Here is a 20,185-nt window from a genome sequence, read left to right as displayed (position 1 = left end):
TCCCGCGCCGAAGCGGGCGCTAACCAGCTAGCATGGCGGCCGCGGATGATGCCACTCGCGCCACGGCTCGCGCAGCCACGGACCCGCCGCCGCGCCTGGCCGGCGCTGGTCTGCGCGGGCGCGTTCGGCCTGTGCGGGCGCGCCGAGGCCTCGGAGGTGCGGGTCGGCGCCCGGACCATCGGCGAGGCCTACGTGATCGTGGCCCCGGGGACCGACGAGCCCCGGCTGCTGCGCCGCCGTCGCTTGGTGCAGTACGTCAACCTGGGCGTCTACGAGCTGCTCCCGCCCAAGCAGGCCGACCAGTGGACCCGCGAGCCCGAGGACGGGCAGCTCGAGCTGGTCGCGTCGATGCGCCTGCGCCACGACTTCGGCGACTACCGTAGCGGCGCGGGCAGCGACTCCTCGGCGCTCCTCGAGAGCGTCGATGGTCGGCAGATCGATGTGCTCTACGGATACCTCCAGGGCCGGCAGATCGGCGGCTTCGTCGATTTTCGGGTCGGGCGGCAGTTCGAGACCAGCGGCCTGGACTGGTACGCCTTCGACGGCGGATGGATCCGCGCGGACACGCCGGCCCACCTGGCCATCGAGGTCTTCGGCGGGCTCCAGGTCAACGGCAACCAGCTCTTTGGCTGGCCGACCGTGACCCTCGACGGCACCTCGGGGAGCGACGCCGACGACCAAGCGACCTCGCCGATGGTCGGCGCGGCGCTCTCGCTCTCGGGGATCCAGTGGGCCCACGCGCGCGTGGCCTACCGGCGGACCTTCACCCCCGCGGCCCTCAACACCAAGCTCGTCGAGTCCACGGGCCTGAGCGACGGCTCGACCCAGTCCCTGGCTTCGGGCGTGGATCAGGAGCTGATCTCCGCGACCGTGGACTTCAACTTCTTCGACGGCGTGTTCGTGCCCTCCGCCGCCATGCGCTTCAACCTGGGGACCTTGCGCGTCGACGACCTCTCGGTGAGCGCGGCCCTGGCCGTGTCGGACCAGCACCTGATCCGCGCCCAGTACCTGCGCACGCAGCCGAGCTTCGACCTCGACTCGATCTTCAACCTGTTCACGATCCAGCCGCTCGAGGACCTGCGCCTGAGCTACCAGGTCCGCGCCGGGAGCGACTGGACGCTGCTCGGGCGCGGGAGCCTGCGGATCTTTCGCAACGAGCAGACCGAGCGCCTCGGGGTCGAGCCGGAGAGCCCGCTGGCCTTTGGCTGGGGGGCCGCGTTCGCGGCGCTGTGGCAGCGCCATCGCTTTGCCCTGCGCAGCGACGCCTTCGTCCAGGGGGGCGAGGGCGGGACCCAGGCGGGGGGCGGCCTCGACGGCCAGGTCCGCGTGGCCTGGGATCGCGTGGGCATCGATCTGCGCAGCTACTTCACCTCCTACGAGGACGACCAGGTCGAAGACCGCCGCGGCTACGGTCTGAGCCTCCAGGCCGGGACCGACGTGCAGCTGTGGAAGGGCATCCACCTGACCTTGCTCGCCGAGGAGCTGTTCACCTCCTACCTGGTCCACGCCTTTCGCGGGCTGGCGATCTTCAGCGCGGACTGGAGCTTTCGCGCGGGGAGGCGGGGCTCGTGAGGCAGGTGAGGCAGGGCAGGGCAGGACAGCAGGCGGCGCAGCGCTGGGCGCAGCGCTGGGCGCCGCGTTGGGCCCCGTGTTGGGCGGTGGCGACGCTGTTCTCGGTGGTGTTCGTGGCGGGGCTGCTGAGCCCGCTCTTTGGCGCAGCCCCGGCGATCGTGACAGCGGCCGTGGCCGCGCCCGAGCGCCCGCTGAGCGAGCCGCCCGCGACCCTGGCCCGCGCCGAGGGGCCCAAGCGCCCCGGCGGCCCGGTCTATCCGCCCCAGGAGCTGCGCGTGCGCATGGATCACGGCCTCCACCTGCGCGAGGGCGTGCAGTGCAAGCAGTGCCACCAGCGCATCGAGACCAGCGCGCTCTCCTCTCAAAACGACCTCCCGACCGGCGAGGCCTGCGACACCTGCCACGGGGATCAGCACCCGTGGACGGCGCAGACCGAGGGTCCGGCACACTGCGCCGACTGCCACACCCACGTCGACGGCCAGCGCGTCACGGCGACCTCGATCATCCCCAAGCCGCGGCTGCTCTTCTCGCACGAGGCCCACATCGCCCGCGGCAGCGACTGCGCGACCTGTCACGGCGACATGAAGAAGGTCGGCCTGGCGACCCTGGCCCAGCTCCCCAAAGAGGCGGACTGCCTCGGCTGTCACGACGGCCAGCAGGCCAGCGATCGCTGCTCGACCTGCCATCCCAGCGGCAAGGACGGGCGCCTGCTGACCACCGTGGGCGACGACGCGACGGCGCCCAAGCTCCTGCCGCGGGGCAAGGGCGCCCGCGGAGCCGAGCACGATCTGGCCTTCGTCCAGGATCACGCGGCCGTGGCCAAGGCCAACTCGGAGCTGTGCGCGGCCTGCCACGACGACGAGTTTTGTATGGACTGCCACGCCGGGCCGATCCGTCCGATGCGCCTGCACGCCGCGGACTATCTGACCAGCCACGCCGTCGACGCGCGCGCGGCCACCCAGGATTGCTCGTCTTGCCACCGCGCCCAGACCGAGTGCCGCGGCTGCCACCTGCGCGCGGGCGTGACGGACAGCAGCGAAGAGGGGCAATTCGGCGTGGGCTCGCCGCTGAGCTTCCACCCGAGCGGCTGGAGCGGCCCGCCGGGGACGCCCCAGGGCCACGCGCTCCCGGCTCAGCGCAACATCTCGACCTGCGTCAGCTGCCACGGCGAGGACACCTGCCTGGCTTGCCACGCGACCACCGACGCCGCGAGCCCGGGCCTCGACGTCAGCCCGCACGGGGGCGGCTTCGCCAACTCGAAGCGCTGCACCTCCCTCGAGGCCCGCAACCGTCGGGTCTGTCTCAAGTGCCACGCGCCGGGGGACATGGCGCTGGACTGCCTGTGATGGGGTTCACCACGGCCGCACCCAGCTTTACTGGGCGGTGGCCGGCGCCTTGGCGTCGCTGGGTTCGGGCTTGCCGGGTGAGGACGTCTCGCTCTCGCCCGTCTCGCTCCCGTCCGTCCCGGTGTCCTCGTCACCGGTCGGTTCGGGGGCCGCGTTGAGGGCGAGCTCCGCGGAGCGGCGGTCTTCGAAGCGCTGCGCCGGCAGGGCGCGGGCCTTCTCGTCCAGCCACAGGCCATCTGCGAGCAGGGTGAGCGTGTGGCCGTCGATCTCCCACGCGTCGCGCCCGGGGACGCAGCGCTCGGCATCGACGACGTTCTCGCGCCAGATCCCGAGCATCTCGTTGTGGTCGACGCACTCGCCGGTGGGCTTGCGCTCGTAGACATGGTGTCCGACGCAGGCGAGCACGCCCTGCGCCTCGCCTTCGCCCGTGGTGATGGCCACGGCCCCGCCAGCGCTGACGTAGAGCTGATCACCGTCGGCGGCGATCAACCGCGAGGAGGTGCGCCCATACTCGTCGGTGACGCGCAGCGTGCAGGGGGTCATGGCGACCAGGCCGTTGATCCGCTCGCGCCCGTGGCGATCGACGATGAGCAGCTTCTCGTCGCTCGAGTCGAAGATCCACAGCTCGCGCTGGCCGGGGATGTCACTGGCCACGACCCAGTGCCCGTCGAGCTTGCTGAGGTCCGGCTGCGTGAAGCGAGCCATGCTCGCGGGCGTCCGCGCGGGGCCGCGCCGCCACAGCTCGGGATCGGGCGGGGGCGGCGGCTCCTTTTGGAGCAGCTCGCGGTCGCCCTCGTCGTGGACCCGCTGGGGGGTGCTGTCGTCGCTGATCTTGCCGCAGCCTTCGAGGGCGCCGAGCCCCAGCCCGGCGGCGATCCCGATCCCGAGGAGACGAAAGGCGGCGACGGCCGCGGTGCGCTCGAGCGAGGTCACCATGGCCGGGAGGATAACGAAGCGCAGGCTCAGCCGCGACCCAGGAAGAGGTTGCGCCCGAGGCCCGAGCGACCGGCCCCCGCGACCGCGCCGGCGGCCGCCCAGCCCGCGATGAGCTCGCCCTCGAGGCCGAGGCCCGGATAGGTCAGGCGCGAGGCGAAGGTCAGGTTCTTGATCCCCGAGGAGTGGGGCATCAGCCCGACACCGAGGCTCGGCTCGCCACCTCGCAGTGTCACCAGGGGATCGAGGCGCAGCTGCATGGCCGAGTCCTGGCCGACCCCTTCGACCGGGCGACCGCGGCCGTCGCTGGCCTCGCGGCCGTCGTGGGGCGAGTGCATCATGGTGATCCAGTCGCGGGCGAAGGGCAGCACGCCGCGGCGCTCGAGCTCGTCGAGGAGCTGCTCGCGCTGGTCGGCGAGGGGCTCCTCGGGGCCCACGATGCGCACGAGGGTCAGCTTGCGAACACCGGCCTCGGACGGGCCGAGGCGCAGGTAGGTGGAGCCCACGCCCTCGCGGGCCAAGAAGGTGCTGGTGTGGCCCGGCGACTCGGGCAGGCACAAGGTCATGCCGTCGAGGGCCGGGCTGAGGCCGCGCTCGTCGATCTCGATGTGCAGCAGGTAGCGGCGGGCCGCGTCGACGACGTTGCTCAAGCTGACGAGCAGGGGCTTTGGCAAGGTGTCGGGCAGCAGGGTGCCGTCGCCCAGCAGGCGGGGATCGGAGGCGACGAGGAGGTGCTCGCAGCCGTAGCGGTCGCGCTTGCCGAGCAGGCTGATGCCGGTCACCCGCCCGCGCTTGATGAGGATCTCGGCCACGCGGAGGTTGGGCTTGACCTCGCCGGACTTGAGCTCGATGCGCTGGACCAGCTGCTCGCGCAGGCTGCCGAGGCCGCCGGCGCGGTCGCGGGGGCCCCGGGCCCACAGCCCGGCGATGCGCAGGCTCGCCGCCTTGCCGAGGGCGCTGGGGGCCAGGTGCTGCACCCAGGGCTCCGCGGCGCGGGCTCGGGCGCGCATGGGGTGGCCGCCCACGAGGGGCTCGAGGTCGTCGAGCTCGGCGCTCGGCAGCCTGTTGGACACGCGATTGAGGAAGCGCCGGCCCCAGAAGCCGTCGGTGCTCAGGGCGTTGTCCGAGGCCAGGAGCTCGTCGAGGAGCTCGTCCGTGGCCGTGGTCCAGCGCTGGCGCAGCTCCCAGGCCTCGGCGACCGGATCCTCGGGCCACTCGCGGCCGACCTCGCGGGCGAAGTTGCGGCCGTCGGGCTCCTCGTCGAGGCGGTTTTGGGGCAGGACCCAGTGCACCGGCTCCTCGAGCAGGCGATGCTCCCGACGGATCTGCGTCCACAGCCCGAGCTCTTCGAACACCTTGCGGCCCGCAGGGCAGTCCAGGTGGATCAGCGGCGCGCTGTCGAGGGCGAGGTTGCGCCGGCCGAGGCGGTAGGTGCCATCGATGGCGCCCTGGGGGACGAGCAGGACCCGCTTGCCTCGGCGCGCGGCCAGGGCAGCAGCGACCAGGCCGGCGACGTCGGTGCCGAGCACGATCAGGTCGTAGTGGTTGGTCGTGCTCGCCACGTGTCTCGACGATCCTACAGCCCCAGGGCCCGGTCCACGCCCCGCACACGGACCGCGGGATCTTCGGCGCTCGCGCGCTCGACGAGCTCGCCGACGGGGGTGGCGGGCTGGCCCGCCGCGTCGCAGGCGGCGCAGACCTCATCGGCGCGCTCGCGCGGGACGAAGAGGAGCATGCCCACGCCGCAGTTGAAGGTCCGCAGCATCTCGGCCTGGGGGACGCCGCAAGCGGCGACGGCGCGAATGATCGCCGGCACCTCGAGGGCGCCGAGATCGATCTCGGCGGCCAGCGACGAGTCATAGGCGCGGGGCGGGTTCTCGATCAGCCCGCCGCCGGTGATGTGCGCGGCGGCGTGGACGGGATCGCCGTCGAGAGCTCGCAGCGCGGCGAAGGCAGGCTCGTAGATCCGCGTGGGCTCGAGCAGGGCCTCGCCCACGCTCTGGGGGGTCGCCCGCGCGCCGGGTAGGGGATCGCCGAGATCGAGCCCGGCGTGCTCGGGCGAGAGCAGGGCCTTGCGGGCGAGGGAGTAGCCGTTGCTGTGCAGGCCCGAAGACTGGAGGGCGAGCACGCGGTCTCCCGCGCGGCTGCGCTGCGCGCCCCAGATCGAGGCGCGCTCGACCACGCCCACGGCCGTGGCCGCGAGGTCGTAGTGGCCGTCGGCGTACATGCCCGGGAGCTCGGCGGTCTCGCCCCCGAGCAGGGCGCAGCTGGCCTGGCGGCAGCCCGCGACCACGCCGGCGACGATCTGCTCGATCTTGCCGGGCTCGAGGCGGCCGGTGGCCACGTAGTCGAGGACGAAGAGCGGCCGCGCGCCGGTGCACAGCAGATCGTTGACGTTCATCGCCACGAGGTCGACGCCGACGCTGTCGTGGCGGTCCATGGCGATGGCGACGAGCAGCTTGGTGCCCACGCCGTCGGTGCACGAGACCAGCACCGGCTCGCGCATGCCCGTGGGTAGGGCCATCAGCCCGGCGAAGCCACCGAGACCCTCGAGGCCCTGCTGCTCGGGCTGGCGCGTGGTCCCGACCATGGCGGTGATGCGGCGCACGGCCTCGTTGCCGGCCGCGATGTCCACTCCCGCGCTCGCATAGGTGAGCGCTGCGCCTGGATCGGCGGGCTGGTCTCGCTTCATGGCCGCCGGCCATACCAGCTGGACCCCCCCGCGGGCAATCGCGCCAGGGGAGAGTCGCCCCTGCCAGGCCAAATGGGGCGGGTGAGCCGCGAGCTCACGCCGCATGTTCACGCTGGGCGGGGGGGAGCCCGTGAGTCAGCTTTCAACCGGCCAGAGATCAGCCAAAGAGGTGCTCGAGCACCGCCAACATGCCGCGCCGAGCGGGCAGGGGGCAGTCACTGGCCAGCCAGCGCTCGAAGGTCTCCATCAGCTCGATGGTGATCGAGGGGCGATCGACGAGCTCGTCGTCGACCTTGCCGCCGCGGGCGGCCTCGAGGATGGGGCGCAGGCGCTCGGCGTACTCCTCGAGCAGGCCCATGTACTCGCGCTTGAGGTGGCTGAGCAGCTGCTGGCGCGCCCAGTGGGCCACGCTCGTGAGGATCCGATCGACGAGGGCGTCGACGTCCGCCGGGGGCACCTGCATGTAGGTGGTGCTCGGCAGCATGGCGAAGTCGTGCATCAGCCGGCTGGCGAGCTCGAGGGCGTTGCGGTCTTCGCTGCGCATCGCTGGCCAGGCGGTGCGCTCGCGGATCACCATGACCGCGACGTAGAGCCCGTCCACGCCGTACTCGTCGGCGGTGCCCACGGTCCGGCGCATGACCGTCCCGCTGTAGCGCTCGAGGATGTTCTGAAACGCGCGGGCCACGGAGGCGAGGTCGTCCTCGGGTACCGCCCAGCGCCCGCACGAGTCCTCTGCGCGGCCCGCCGGCCACGCACGCTCCTGCCTTTGATTGCTGGCTACACTCACCGGGCTTCACCGCGCGCCACCCGAACGGGTGCGCTTCACCGGACGCCCTTGCCAGCAAGGTGCGTCCGGTGGAATCATAGCGCGCCTCGACGGGGGAAAGGACCCCAATTACAGCCCATGGCCTGGTGGCGACGCAAAAAACCCGCACTCGAGCAGCCCAACAAACCTGGCACCAAGACCTCGGTCCCGCCCGGCCTGTGGAGTAAGTGCGAGTCCTGTGGCGAAATTACCTACACGGAGGAGCTCGTTCAGAACCTCCGCGTGTGTCCGGTCTGCGCGCATCACCACGTGATGCCCACCGACGAGCGCATCGCCTCGCTCATCGACGAGGACAGCTGGACCGAGCACGACATCGATCTGACCTCGGGTGACCCCCTGGGCTTCGAGGACTCCAAGCGCTACAGCGACCGGATCGCGGCCGCCAAGCACAAGAGCGGCCGCCTCGACGCCTTCGTCTCGGGGACCGGGACCATCGACGGCGTGCCCGTGTCCGCGGGCTTCTTCGCCTTCGAGTTCATGGGCGGCTCCATGGGCTCGGTCGTCGGTGAAAAGTGCGCCCGAGTGTTCGAGCGCGCCGTCGAGCAAAACCGCGCCGCGCTGGTGTTCTCGGCCTCCGGCGGCGCCCGCATGCAAGAGGGCATCTTGTCGCTGATGCAGATGGCCAAGACCTCGGCGGCCCGCGCCCGCCTCCGCGAGGCGGGGCTGCCCTATATCTCGGTGCTGCTCCACCCCACGACCGGCGGTGTGGCGGCGAGCTTCGCCTTCTTGGGTGACCTGATCCTCGCCGAGCCCAGGGCGCTGATCGGCTTCGCCGGCCCGCGGGTGATCCAGCAGACCATCGGTCAGGAGCTGCCCGAGGGCTTCCAGCGCAGCGAGTTTCTGATCGAGCACGGGATGATCGACCGCATCGTCAGCCGCCTCGAGATGCGCGAGCAGCTGGCCGCGCTGCTGCGTCTGCTCGGCTCCCCCGGAGCTGGCGACGCCGCCCCTCAGCCACGGACGAGCCCAGCGACGAGCGGGGTGTTCCGCGGTGTCGGCAACTGAGCGCGACACCTCGCGCCACTACTGTGCGCCACGAGTGTGCACCACGAGTGCACACCACGAGCTCGCGTCATGAGTCCCCTCGCGTTGGCTTCGACGCGAGCGCTCGCTCGGACTCCACGCGACCTGTGACACAGTGACGCCGATGCGCACCGACTGGCGCGACACGCTCTTCGCCAAGCGCAAGCTCGGGATCCGCTTCGACCTGGCCTACCTCGGGCAGGTGCTCGATGCGATGCGCCCAGGTCTGCGCGCGCGCCCCCCCTTCGTCGTCGCGCAGGTCGTGGGCACCAACGGCAAGGGCTCGACCTCGGCGATGCTGGCCCACGGCCTGCGCGGACGAGTCGAGGGCCGCGTCGGGCTGTTCACCAGCCCGCACCTGCACCGCGTCGGTGAGCGCGTGCGCGTCGATGGGCGGGCCGTGGACGACGAGGCGATCCGCCTCGGCATCGAGCGAGTCGCCGTGGCCGAGGCCGACGCCGGCGTATCCCTGAGCTTCTTCGAGATCCTCACCGCCGTCGCCCTCGAGCGCTTCGTGGACGCGGGCTGCTCCCACGTCGTGCTCGAGGCCGGCCTCGGCGGGCGCCTCGACGCGACCTCGGTGCTCCCGGCCGCGCTCACGCTGATCACCCGCATCGGCCTCGATCACCAGGAGCTCCTCGGCCCGGACATCGCCTCCATCGCCGCGGAGAAGGCCGCGGTGATCCGTCCGGGCGTGCCGGTGTTCAGCGTCGAGCAGCGCCCGGCAGCCGCGGCCGTGATCGCAGCCTTCGCGGCCGAGAGAGGGGCGCCCCTGCACATCGTCGAGCCGCTCGCGCGCGCCCCCGCAGGGCTGCCGGGAGCACACCAGCGCCACAACGCAGGGCTAGCCTGGGCTGGCCTCGAGTGGTTGCTGGCCGCGGGGGGGGGATCCCCGGCCGAGCTCTCGCCGCGCTACTTCGACGAGCTGCGCTGGCCGGGGCGGCTCGAGCTCGTCGACGCGCTGATCTTCGACGTCGCGCACAACATCGACGGTGTCGATGCGCTGGTAGCGGCGATGCTCGCGCTCGAGCTCAGGCCGCACGCGATCGTGTTTGGTACGCAGATCGGCAAGGCGACGGCACAGATGGCCGCGCGGCTGCGGACGCTCGCGCCGCTGTGGCACGTCCCGCCAGCGGGGCAGGGGATGACCGCGGCGGACAATGAGTTCGGCGCGCAGCGAGCTGGCGAGCGCAAATTTTCCGGCGTCGATGACCCCGAGCTGCTCGCGGCCGTGGCCGCGGCCCGGGAGCGCGGCCAAAAGCTGCTGATCTGCGGCTCCCACTCCCTCGTCGGCCCGCTGCGCGCCTGGGCGCTGGGCCTCGATCCGGCGGGCCAGGACGCCCCAGAGCTCTCGGATCCCCGCGTGCGCGGGTAAAAGGGTCACGAACTTGGAAAACTGGGCCCAGCCTGGCTAGGATCCCGGAGATGGACCGTCGACGCCTCGTGGTCACCTCCGGCAGCGTCGCCCTGATGTTGGCCTCGGCCACCGCCTGGGCCAGCCCGCCTCCGCCCCCTCCGCCCCAGCGGGGCGACAGCGCGAGCGCCAGCACGGGCAGCAGCGGCAGCTCGGCCGCGAGCACCCGCGCCAGCAGCGGGTCGACGACCCTGCGGAGCAGCAGCGCCCCGCCGCCCCCGAGCGCCAACACCGACAGCGGGGGCGTGTCCGATCCTCTGACCATCGATCAGCGCACGCCGGACACGGACCTCACGGGGACGTGGACGTTCAGCCGCGGCGCCGTGTCTCGCTCGCCCAACTACATCGCCAGCGTCGACGAAGATCCATTCTTCACCGTCAACCCCGTCGGCTACTACCAGGGCGTGAGCCTCGACGGCGGCAACACGCCGCCCTTCGCTCCCACCGAGGTCGGCGGTCAGTCGGCGGTCTTGACCTGGACGGGCTTCGAGCGCGGCGAGGCCAGCTCGCGGGTGTTCTTCCAGCTCAGCACCGGTGTCGAGCCCGAGGTCGTCGTCGAGGACGGGCGCGTGCGCGTCAAGCTGCCGCGGACCTCCGTCACCGTCCGCAACAACCGGCGCAAGCTGATCACGCGCTACTTCAACACCCCCGTCGAAGAGGTGCTGGTCTCGCGCAAGGGCAAGGATCTTCAGGTCGACCTCGTCTTGCGTTGGGCCGCCACGCCGACCTGGGACACCAAGCCCGGACCCAACGGTTATCAGCTGCTGGTCTTCGAGTTCCCCGACACCTTGGACGCACCGCTGCCGCCGAGCGCGACCACCCCGACCACGCCGAGTGGGGGGGAGTCGGCCTCCGATGATGGCGGGGACGCGTTCTTGCCCACGGACTGAGGCGCGGGCACACACACGAAGAAGGGGACCCTGCGGGGCCCCCTTTTTTTGATCCGACTTTGATCCGACGATCAGGCGGGGAGCACGGGCGGCGCCGCCCCGCGGGCGAGCTCGACACCAGCCATGATCGCGCTGGCGAGGGCGAGCAGGAACAGGCCAAAGCCCAGGGCAGGGGCGAGGACGCTGCACAAGGCCGCGCCCACGAGCCACTTGAAGCGCATCGCTCGGTCGAGGCGGGCCTGGGCGTTGAGGTTGCCGACCACCGCCGCGAGCTGGGCCTCGTCCTCGGGGGTCAGCGGCTGGGCCTGACGCTGGGCTGGGAGCACGCTGTGGTTGTGCCACAGCAGCGTGGTGGCGAGCTCGTGGAGGCGGAGGAGCTCGCGGTCGATCTCGCGCTCGCCGGTGGTGACGACGCTGACCGTGTAGGTGCGGACCCCCGGGACGAACACGCGGGCGCGGGCCAGGCTGGTCACGGCCTCCGCGAGCAGCCGGCGGGCCGTCGCAGCGCGGGCCTGCTTGGCCTCTCGGTGCTCGTCTTCGGAGCCATCGAGGGTCAGCAGGGCCATGTTGAGGGCGTCGTCGGCGTTGTGCAGGTGATGGCGCGCGGCATCGACCTGGGCAGGATCGAGGTGCCTGTAGCTGCGCTGCAGGGCCAAGCTAGTGGGGGTCGACGCCATCTCGATGCTCCTTCGATCATGGACCGGGGCCTGCCGGTCGGCCAGTGTTCCGCTCGTCCGCTGGCAAACTTTGCAAGCCAGAGGCCACGCGCGCCGGGGGAGGTTCCAGCGTGGCCCCCCATGTCGGGCAGGAGGGGCAGGTGGGGCAGGCCGGGCTCGTCCGACGTCGCATGTGGGCCAGGCCTTCACACGCACGAGCGCGCGAGCGAACTCGCCCCTGCGCGCGATGGTGCTCCAGGAGCGGCATCGCGCCGCGACATCGCAGGCCTGCGCCGTCGTGCCGCACGACTGCGGCGTCGCGCCCGGACACGCGCGGGGGCGAGCACCACCCCGGTTTTGCGCCGAGTCAGCGGTTGATCTGGGCGCGGATCTGCGTGTTGAATTGACCGCTGATCCGCGTGTCGCGGTCGGGCCCAGCTGTCACGCCCCCGAGCCGCGCTCGATCGCCTTGGCCTCGTCCCAAAACCCATCGAGGACCTCGAGGCCTGCGGCCTGCGGATCCAGGCCCTGCTCGTGGCAGCGCGCCATGACGTGGGCGAAGCGGCGCTCGAATTTTTCGTTGGTCCGGCGCAGCGCGGTCTCGGCCTCGACGCCGAGCTTTTGACCGAGGCGGACGAGGACGAACAGGAGATCTCCAAACTCCTCCTCGATGTGGTCGAGCTCGCCAGCCTCGATGGCCGCGTCGAGCTCGGCCAGCTCCTCGCGGACCTTGGCGCGGGGACCCTCGAGATCGGGCCAGTCGAAGCCGACGCCGGCGGCCTTGTTCTGGAGCCGCCAGGCGCGCTGGAGCCCGGGGAGCGAGCGGGGGACGCCGGCCAGGGGGTTGGCGGCCACGCGCTCGGGCGCGCCGCGGGCAGCCTTGGCCCGGTGCCGGGCCTGGCGCTCGGCCTCCTTGATCTGGGCCCAGTTGGCGTCGACCTCCTCGGCGCTGACCCTCGGCGCCGCGCCCCCTGGGCCGAACACGTGGGGGTGGCGGCGGATCATCTTGGAGCGGATCGCCTCGACCACGCCGTCGAGATCGAAGTGCCCTTCGCGCTCGCGCAGCGCCGACTGAAACACGATCTGAAACAGTAGATCCCCGAGCTCCCGGCGGTGCTCCTCGGGGTCGTCGCCGTCGAGGGCCTCGAGGACCTCGTGGGCCTCCTCGATCAGGTAGGGCCGCAGGCTGTCGAGGGTCTGGACGCGGTCCCAGGGGCAGCCCTGGTCACCGAGGAGGCGGTTCATCAGATCGCGCATGCCCGCGAGGCCATCGCGCAGCCCGTGGACATGGTGGTCGATGACCTCGTCTGGGCCATGCTCGAGGGGCAGGGGAGGATCGTGTTCGTCGCTCATGGGACTCGCGGACGTTGACCATGGACCGAGCCGTGGTAGCTTCCGGCCTCCGCGCCCCTGCCATACCACCATTTCGACCCCGCAGTGTCCGCCACCCGAAAGCTCGCCTTCAACGATCAGCGCGCGCTCCAGCTCGTGCTGGGCTCGCCGCGCGACGCCAAGCGCGTGGCGGTGGAGCTCGAGCGGGCCACGGGCGTCAGCCTGCACGTGCGCGGCAGCGAGCTGACCCTCGAGGGCGACGAGGACCACTTCGACCTCGTCCAGCGCCTGCTCGAGCAGATGTTTCGCCTCGCGCGCAAGGGCCGGCCGATGATCCCCTCGGACGTCGCCCGCGGCCTCGAGATCCTGCGCGAGGACCCCGAGGCCGAGCTCGACGCCGTCTACGAAGACGTCGTCATCACCAAGAGCAGCGGCAAGACCATCGCGCCGCGCAGCCTCGCGCAAAAGCGCTACGTCGAGGCCATGCGCCGCAACCACCTGGTCTTTGGCGTGGGCCCCGCTGGCACCGGCAAGACCTTCCTCGCGGTCGCCATGGCCGTGCGCCGCCTCCAGGACAAGCAGGTCCGGCGGATCATCCTCAGCCGCCCGGCGATCGAGGCCGGCGAGAACCTCGGCTTCTTGCCGGGGACGCTCGAGGAGAAGGTCAGCCCCTACATGCGCCCGCTCTACGACGGGCTCTACGACATGCTCGACGGGCCCAAGGTCCAGCGCATGATGGAGCAGGGCGTGATCGAGGTCGCGCCCCTGGCCTACATGCGCGGGCGGACGCTCAACGACGCCTTCGTGATCCTCGACGAGGCCCAAAACACCACCCGCGAGCAGATGAAGATGATGCTCACGCGCATCGGCATGGGCACGTGGACCGTGGTCACGGGGGACCCCTCGCAGCGGGACCTCGGCGGGCGCGAGAAGAGCGGCCTCAACCACGCGCTGCGCGTGCTCTCGGGTGTGCCCTCGATCAGCGTGTGTCGGTTCACGGGCAACGACGTGATGCGTCACCCCCTGGTCCAGGACATCGTCCGGGCCTACGAGCACGACGAGCGCGAGCGAGCCGAGCGCCGCGAGGAGCGGCGCAACGACGACCGCCGCTCGCACTAGTGTGCGCGGCAGAGGACTTGAAGGGTCCCAGGCGCCGGACCGCCGGTTGCTGACGAGGCGCGAGGAGGGAGTTTGTCGGGCACAAATGACTGACGAGCAACGAAGTCAGCGGCCGGTGCTCCAAGCCTGGGGCCCTTCAAGTTCTCTGCCGCGCACACTAGCCCCAGGTCCGCCCCCCAGACCCGGGCCCCCAGCGGCCTCCGCTCTAGCAGCCTGTGGCGAAAGCTCGCCCGGCCTGCTAAGGCCGTCCGTCCTTCGTGCCCTCAGCGGCCAGCGGCGATACATGACCCGAGACCCCGATCCGATCCTCGACGCCCTGCGGGCGGAGCAGCGCCGCTCCCTCGAGGGCCTGCGCGTGCCCGGCAGCCCCCGGCCTTACTACGTCCTCTACGCCCTGCGACGCCGGCGACAGCTGCTCTTGCAGGCCGCCCACGGCTCGTTGCTGCGTCGGCGCGAGCGCAGCAGCAACGACCTCTTCGTCGACGTCCGCGTGGGCTCCCACGAGTTCGACAACGTCATGGACGGCGGCCTCGACCCGGAGGCCGCCGCCGAGGAGCGCGAGAGCGCCGACTGGCTGACGGCCCCCGACGACCTCGACCCCACGGGCCTGCGCTGCGCGCTGTGGAAGCTGACCCAGCTCAAGTTCGACGAGGCCCTGTCGGACTACTACGACCACCGCAAGGCCATGGTCGCGGAGTTCCTGCGCGACGAGGTCGCCAGCTTCACCCGCGAGCGCGCCGTGGTCCACCTCGAGGACATCGACGACGCCCCGCTGCCGGTCTCGGACTGGTCCGACACCCTGGTCGAGCTCTCGCGGGTGTTCTTGGAGCACCCCGAGGTCTACGACCCCGCGCTGACGATCCGCGGCGAGCGTCTGCACCGCTGGCAGGTCGACAGCGAGGGCGCGCGGATCAGGACCTCCGACCTCTGGCTCGAGTTCGAGGTCTCGGGCTGGGTGCTCACGGAGGACGGCGTCTACGTCGAGGCGACCCGCTCGATCCCCGGCCGGCGCCCCGAAGAGCTCCCCGACGCCGAGCAGATGCGCGCGCTGCTCGACGAGGTCCTCGCCGAGCTCGCCGAGCTGCGCGCGGCCGAGAGCCCGGGCGCCTTCATCGGGCCGGCGCTGCTCTCTGGCCAGGCCGCGAGCACGATCTTTCACGAGGCCCTGGGCCACCGCCTCGAGGGCAACCGCCTGGTCGCCCGCGGCGAGACCAGGACCTTCGCGCACATGCTCGGCGAGCGCGTGCTCCCCCGCGGGCTGCACGTCTACGACGACCCCTCGCTCGAGCAATTCGAGGGCCGCTCGCTGTGGGGGAGCTACCGCGTCGACGACGAGGGCGTCGCGGCCCAGCGCGCGGCGTTGATCCGCGACGGTGAGCTGGTCGGCTTCCTGCGCAGCCGCGCGGCCCTGCCCAGCGATCACCCCCAGCGCTCCAACGGCCACGGCCGCAGCGCGGGGCTCGAGCGGCCGATGGCGCGCATGGGCAACCTCGTGGTCGAGGCCGAGCCCGAGGCGGCGATGGACGCCGCGGCCCTCGAGGCCGAGCTCCTGCGCCTGGCCAAGGCCGCCGGGCGCCGCGAAGTCGCGGTGATCCACCACATCCGCGCCGGCGAGACCTCGACCGACAGCTACGACTTTCAGGTCTTCAAGGGCGAGCTGGCCCACGTCGAGCTGATCGACGTCGAGACCGGCGCGCGCCGGCGGGTCCGCGACCTCGAGCTGATCGGCACGCCCCTGTCCGCGCTCCAGAAGATCGTGGCCTTTGGTGGGCGCGCGGGGGTCGACCACGGCCACTGCTGGGCCGAGAGCGGCTCGCTCCCCGTGGCCGGCGTCGCCCCGCAGATGCTGCTCGGCGAGGTCGAGCTCCAGCAGGCCAGCCGCACCGGCTACCACGAGCCCCTGTTGCCGCCGCCCTTCGCCGACGACGGCTCGCGCGGGCGACGGGGCAAGCTGCGCGAGCGAGGGCGCCGTCGCAAGCGGGGCTGAGGCCGCGCTGGGCCACCCGCGGCCGGCGTTGGAGGCCTGTCGAAGTCGACACCCCGCGAGCGGCGGGTGACCGCGCCGTCCTTGGTCGCCGTCATTCGTTGAACGCAGCTCGAACCATGGGCTCCTGGGGCCAGGGCCGCGATGGCACCGCGTGCGCGGCCCCATGACGCGGCGTCGAGCCCCGGCGCACGCCCAGCCTTATACTCAGCGCAGCTCATGTCGAAGCACCAACCCGAGGCCGAGAGCGCCGTCGCCGACTTTGCGGGGGTCGTCGCTCGCGTCGAGGCGGGCTTCGACCCGGCGCAGCTCGAGCGCGTCTCTCATGGCTGCCTGATCGTCCGCGATCGCGGCGCCGAGCTGGCCGTGCTCGAGGCGGGGGCCCGGCCGCCGATCGGCTTCGACGTCGCGTTGATCGCCGGCGCCGGCGAGGAGCTGGCCCAGGCCCTCTCGCGCCTCGACGGCGAGCGCCTGCGCCTGCTCCCGCTGCCCATCGACCCCGCGGTGGTCGACGCGGCCCTGCACGCGGCCCTCGACAACGCCCGCCTGCGCCACCGCGCGCAGATGGCCGACGAGCTCCTCGACGTCGGCGTGGCCCTGGTCGCCGAGCGCGATCCCAGCCGAGTGCTGGAGCTGATCTTGAGCAAGGCCCGGCAGCTCTCGGGCGCCGACGCCGGCTCGATCTACGTGGTCGAGGGCCCGAGCGGGGCGGCCCTCGAGGACAAGAACCTGCGCTTTCGCTTCGCCGAGAACGCGTCGATCGAGGCCGACTTCGCCGAGTTCAACCTGCCGATCACCGAGGGCTCGGTGGTCGGCGCCTGCGTGCTCTATGGCACGCCGATCAACCTCGCGGACCTCTACAGCAACGACGAGAGCTCGCGCAGCGGTCGCGGCCGGATCTTCACCCACGACCGCAGCTTCGACGAGCGCTTTGGCTACCAGACCCGCTCGATGCTGACCGTGCCCATGCGCCCCCCGGACGGCGAGGTGCTCGGGGTCATCCAGCTGATCAACGCGCGCCGCGACGTCCACGACATCCGAGCGCTGCGCGAGCCCGAGGACTTCGAGCAGCGCGTCGTGCCCTTCGACGACGACGCCCGGCGCCTGTGCGAGGCGCTCGCGGCCCAGGGCGCGGTCGCGCTCGAGAACGCCCGGCTCTACGCCGAGATCGAGGCGCTCTTCGAGGGCTTCGTGCGTGCCAGCGTCAAGGCCATCGAGCAGCGCGACCCGACGACCAGCGGCCACAGCGAGCGCGTCGCCGATCTCACCGTCGGCCTGGCCGAGGTCGTCGATCGTGCCCACGCGGGCGTGCTCTCCGGCGTCCACTTCAGCCGCGCGGAGCTGCGCGAGCTCGAGTACGCCGCGCTGCTCCACGACTTTGGCAAGGTCGGCGTGCGCGAGCAGGTCCTGGTCAAGGCCAAGAAGCTCTACCCCAACCAGTACGAGCGGATCATGGGCCGCTTCGCCCACATGCGCACGGCCGTGCGTCTGCAGGCCCTCGAGCGCATGCTGCACAGCGAAGACTCGGAGGTCGTGGCCATCAACCGCGAGGAGCTGGCCGAGGAGATCAACCGCAAGCTCGCCGAGGTCGACGCCCTCCAGGAGCTGGTCGAGCTCGCCAACGAGCCCTCGGTGCTCGGCGAAGACCGCTCGGCCTCGCTGCGGATCCTCGCCGAGGAGAGCTTCATCGACGGGACGGGCGCGCGGATCAAGCTGCTGGACGCCGCGGACTTCGAGTCCCTGCGCATCCCTCGGGGCAGCCTCACCGCCGAAGATCGCCGGCAGATCCAGGACCACGTCGAGAACACCTGGATCTTCTTGCGCCAGATCCCCTGGGGCCGCGAGCTCTCCCAGGTCCCCGAGATCGCCCTCAAGCACCACCGCTACCTCAACGGCAGCGGCTACCCGGAGCGGGTCTGCTTTGGCGCCGAGACCCCGCGCACCCTGTCCGACGAGCCGATCCCGGTGCAGGCGCAGATCATGACCATCGCCGATATCTTCGACGCGCTGACCGCCGCGGACCGGCCCTACAAAAAGGCCGTGCCCCTCGACCGCGCCCTGGCGATCCTCGAGATGGAGGTGCGCGCGGGCAAGCTCGACGGCGAGCTCTTCTCCGCCTTCGTCGAGGGCCGGGTCTACGAGCGCATCGAGCTCGCGCGCGACAAGCCCTAGGAGCCCGGTTGGACGCGCCCGGTTTACGTGACTAAGATGGTTACAGATGAACACGCAGCTGGCGGTCGCGGTGCACATCCTGACCCTGCTCGACGCGCAGGCGGGTGAGCCGACCTCGTCGGAGTGGATCGCGGGCAGCGTCAACACCAACCCCGCGCTGATCCGCCGGCTGCTCTCGCGCCTCAACAAGGCCGGGCTGACCCGCTCCCAGCGCGGGGCAGGGGGGGGCTCCTCGCTGGCCCGGCCGGCCGCGGAGATCAGCCTGGCCGACGTCTACGCCGCCGTCGCGGACGACGCCGAGGTCATCCCCATGCACGGCGCGACCAACCCCAAGTGCCCCGTGGGCCACCACATCCAAGGCGTGCTCCAGCGCCGCTTCGACGCCGCCGAGCAGGCCCTGCGCGACGCCCTCGGCCAGACCTCCATCGCCGACCTCACCCGGGACATCGGCACGCAGGCGGCCAGCGGCTGAGGCCCGTGGACGCCACGATATTTTTTTGCAGATAAATGTAACTGCATCAGTTTCAGTTCGAACGATAGGCCCACGAGGACAACCCACATGACCATCGCCATCGCAGGATCCACAGGCCAGCTCGGCCGCATCGTCGTTTCCAAGCTCGTCGAGAAGATCGGCCCCGACGACGTCATCGCCCTCGCGCGCACCCCCGAGAAGGCCAGCGACCTCGGCGTGACCGTGCGCGAGGCCGACTATGATCGCCCCGACACGCTGCCCACCGCGCTCGCCGGCGTGGACACGCTCTTGCTGATCTCGGCCAACGACTTCGCCAAGCGCGCCCAGCAGCACCGCGACGTGATCGCGGCCGCCAAACAGGCCGGGGTCGGGCGCATCGTCTACACGAGCTTGCTGCGCGCCGACAGCTCGCCGATGAGCCTCGCCGTCGACCACCGGGCGACCGAGGAGGCGCTGCGCGAGTCCGGCGTCTCGATCACGGTGCTGCGCAACGGCTGGTACATCGAGAACCACACCATGTCGATGGCCGCCATCCTCGAGCACGGCGCCGTATTTGGCAGCGCCAAGCAGGGCCGCTTCTCTGCGGCCACGCGCGAGGACTTTGCCGAGGCCGCGGTCGCCGTGCTCACGGGCGAGGGCCACGCGGGCAAGACCTACGAGCTCTCGGGCGACCAGGCCTACACCCTGACGGACTTCGCGGCCGAGGTCGCGCGCCAGACCGGGAAAGACATCCACTACGTCGACCTCTCGGCGGAGGACTACACCGCCGCGCTCGAGAAGGCCGGTCTGCCCGCTGGCGTGGCCGGATCGCTCGCGTCGTGGGACGTCGACGCCGCGGGGGGCTCGCTCTACGACGGGGGCACCGCGCTCTCCCAGCTGATCGGGCGGCCGACGACCCCGCTGTCCGAGGCCGTGAAGGCCAGCCTCGGCTGAGCGCCTGATCGCTCGGGTGCGCGCGCCTGGCAGCCCGTTGACAGGTCGATCGCCGAGCTGTCATCGTCGCGCGAGCCCGCTTCGAGCGGCTCGCGTGACGCCATGCCCCTGTATCCGACCCCCCAGATCCTCGTCAGCGAGCCAATCGCGGCCCGCGTCTCCTCGCGCTGCGTCCGCGAGCTCGGTCGCCGCGTCCGCGCGGCCGCCCGGCGCATGGGGATCGAGCCCGAGGCCCTGGCCAGCTTGGCGCTGCGCATCGTCAACGACGAGGAGATGGCCGCGCTGCACCTGCGCTTCATGGGTGAGGCGGGGCCGACCGACGTGCTCTCATTCGAGAGCGCTGGGGGCTTTGGCGCGGGCCTGGGAGACCTGGCCATCGACTGGCAGGCCGTCGAGCGCCAGGCCGCCGGGTCCTCGGAGCGGGCGCTGTTCGACGAGGCCACGGTGCTCGCCGTTCACGGCCTGGCCCACCTGCTGGGCCACGATCACCGCGAGCGCGCCGAAGGCCGGCGGATGCATCGGCTCGAGCGCCGCGGGCTGCGGGCCGTCGCGGTCGCCGATCCGCCGCGCCCCTACGTGCCCAGGCTGATCGCGCCTGCGATTGACGACGAATGACATGACACCAACGCGTTCGTTGGTGCCACTCGTCGTCATGTGACGCGCTGTTCGGGACAATGCCGAGCTTTGCGCCCCTCGGCGCCGTGGGCGAGAATTCGCTGGAAACACGCGAAGAACACGCCAATTGACCAATCTGTATTTTCGCCCAACAAATATGGTCGTATTTATGAGCCCTGGCCCACTTCGAGGAACACTTGATGACG

The 20,185-nt window shown here is 71.5% G+C and carries 17 protein-coding genes; 11 read left to right on the top strand and 6 right to left on the bottom strand.

What is annotated here, in order from left to right:
* Nucleotides 1–48 precede the first annotated feature (48 nt).
* Together G6O69_RS28640 and G6O69_RS28635 are read left to right on the top strand one after the other, a co-directional pair.
* Nucleotides 49–1,572 (top strand): hypothetical protein, encoded by a 1,524-nt coding sequence (locus tag G6O69_RS28640; protein WP_217909928.1) that lies wholly within the window; start codon nt 49–51, stop codon nt 1,570–1,572.
* Nucleotides 1,569–2,918 carry a cytochrome c3 family protein gene (locus G6O69_RS28635; protein ID WP_176397140.1) on the top strand — a complete coding sequence of 450 codons (1,350 nt, stop codon included), beginning with the start codon at nt 1,569–1,571 and terminating at the stop codon, nt 2,916–2,918. Before G6O69_RS28640 ends, G6O69_RS28635 begins: the two co-directional genes overlap by 4 nt.
* A gap of 27 nt (nt 2,919–2,945) precedes the next feature.
* Here G6O69_RS28635 and G6O69_RS28630 read toward each other — a convergent pair whose 3' ends face one another.
* The 4 genes from G6O69_RS28630 to G6O69_RS28615 form a co-directional block, all read right to left on the bottom strand.
* The gene (locus G6O69_RS28630; RefSeq protein ID WP_172306655.1) at nt 2,946–3,854 is read right to left on the bottom strand and encodes a hypothetical protein; all 909 of its coding nucleotides are present in this window, start codon (nt 3,852–3,854) and stop codon (nt 2,946–2,948) included.
* A 26-nt stretch (nt 3,855–3,880) separates the two neighbouring features.
* Nucleotides 3,881–5,413 (bottom strand): hypothetical protein, encoded by a 1,533-nt coding sequence (locus G6O69_RS28625; RefSeq protein ID WP_172306654.1) that lies wholly within the window; start codon nt 5,411–5,413, stop codon nt 3,881–3,883.
* A gap of 14 nt (nt 5,414–5,427) precedes the next feature.
* A complete protein-coding gene (purM, locus tag G6O69_RS28620; RefSeq protein ID WP_172306653.1) occupies nt 5,428–6,543 on the bottom strand; it encodes a phosphoribosylformylglycinamidine cyclo-ligase in 1,116 nt (371 codons plus the stop codon).
* A 157-nt stretch (nt 6,544–6,700) separates the two neighbouring features.
* Nucleotides 6,701–7,330 carry a hypothetical protein gene (locus G6O69_RS28615; protein WP_176397139.1) on the bottom strand — a complete coding sequence of 210 codons (630 nt, stop codon included), beginning with the start codon at nt 7,328–7,330 and terminating at the stop codon, nt 6,701–6,703.
* 117 nt (nt 7,331–7,447) lie between these two features.
* On the opposite strand from G6O69_RS28615, the gene accD reads away from it, so the two are divergent.
* The 3 genes from accD (at nt 7,448) to G6O69_RS28600 (ending at nt 10,696) form a co-directional block, all read left to right on the top strand.
* On the top strand, nt 7,448–8,374 hold the full coding sequence (gene accD, locus G6O69_RS28610) for an acetyl-CoA carboxylase, carboxyltransferase subunit beta (protein ID WP_172306651.1): 927 nt from the start codon (nt 7,448–7,450) through the stop codon (nt 8,372–8,374).
* Between the two features lie 142 nt (nt 8,375–8,516).
* On the top strand, nt 8,517–9,767 hold the full coding sequence (locus G6O69_RS28605; protein WP_172306650.1) for a bifunctional folylpolyglutamate synthase/dihydrofolate synthase: 1,251 nt from the start codon (nt 8,517–8,519) through the stop codon (nt 9,765–9,767).
* 50 nt (nt 9,768–9,817) lie between these two features.
* The gene (locus G6O69_RS28600) at nt 9,818–10,696 is read left to right on the top strand and encodes a hypothetical protein (RefSeq protein ID WP_172306649.1); all 879 of its coding nucleotides are present in this window, start codon (nt 9,818–9,820) and stop codon (nt 10,694–10,696) included.
* A gap of 71 nt (nt 10,697–10,767) precedes the next feature.
* Here the strand turns inward: G6O69_RS28600 and G6O69_RS28595 are convergent, their stop codons facing one another.
* Together G6O69_RS28595 and mazG are read right to left on the bottom strand one after the other, a co-directional pair.
* Nucleotides 10,768–11,373: a hypothetical protein gene (locus G6O69_RS28595; protein WP_172306648.1), complete on the bottom strand. Its 606-nt coding sequence runs from the start codon at nt 11,371–11,373 to the stop codon at nt 10,768–10,770.
* 420 nt (nt 11,374–11,793) lie between these two features.
* Nucleotides 11,794–12,705, bottom strand: coding sequence for a nucleoside triphosphate pyrophosphohydrolase (mazG, locus tag G6O69_RS28590; RefSeq protein ID WP_255215896.1), 912 nt, complete (start codon nt 12,703–12,705; stop codon nt 11,794–11,796).
* A gap of 84 nt (nt 12,706–12,789) precedes the next feature.
* Here mazG and G6O69_RS28585 point away from each other — a divergent pair, with 84 nt between their 5' ends.
* The 6 genes from G6O69_RS28585 to ybeY all read left to right on the top strand — a co-directional run bounded on the left by G6O69_RS28585 (nt 12,790) and on the right by ybeY (nt 19,979).
* Entirely contained in the window at nt 12,790–13,803 is a 1,014-nt protein-coding gene (locus G6O69_RS28585; RefSeq protein WP_172306647.1) for a PhoH family protein, read from the top strand.
* A gap of 283 nt (nt 13,804–14,086) precedes the next feature.
* Nucleotides 14,087–15,790: a metallopeptidase TldD-related protein gene (locus G6O69_RS28580; protein WP_172306646.1), complete on the top strand. Its 1,704-nt coding sequence runs from the start codon at nt 14,087–14,089 to the stop codon at nt 15,788–15,790.
* 216 nt (nt 15,791–16,006) lie between these two features.
* On the top strand, nt 16,007–17,959 hold the full coding sequence (locus G6O69_RS28575) for an HD family phosphohydrolase (RefSeq protein WP_172306645.1): 1,953 nt from the start codon (nt 16,007–16,009) through the stop codon (nt 17,957–17,959).
* A gap of 46 nt (nt 17,960–18,005) precedes the next feature.
* Nucleotides 18,006–18,431, top strand: coding sequence for an Rrf2 family transcriptional regulator (locus G6O69_RS28570; RefSeq protein WP_172306644.1), 426 nt, complete (start codon nt 18,006–18,008; stop codon nt 18,429–18,431).
* 87 nt (nt 18,432–18,518) lie between these two features.
* Nucleotides 18,519–19,364 (top strand): SDR family oxidoreductase, encoded by an 846-nt coding sequence (locus tag G6O69_RS28565; protein ID WP_172306643.1) that lies wholly within the window; start codon nt 18,519–18,521, stop codon nt 19,362–19,364.
* A 102-nt stretch (nt 19,365–19,466) separates the two neighbouring features.
* Complete coding sequence (gene ybeY, locus G6O69_RS28560; RefSeq protein ID WP_172306642.1) at nt 19,467–19,979, top strand: rRNA maturation RNase YbeY; 513 nt, start codon at nt 19,467–19,469, stop codon at nt 19,977–19,979.
* The last annotated feature ends 206 nt before the right edge of the window (nt 19,980–20,185 follow it).

The organism is Pseudenhygromyxa sp. WMMC2535, from assembly GCF_011083025.2.
Note: the sequence above shows the minus strand (reverse complement) of the source record. Positions and strands in the feature narration are given on the sequence as shown.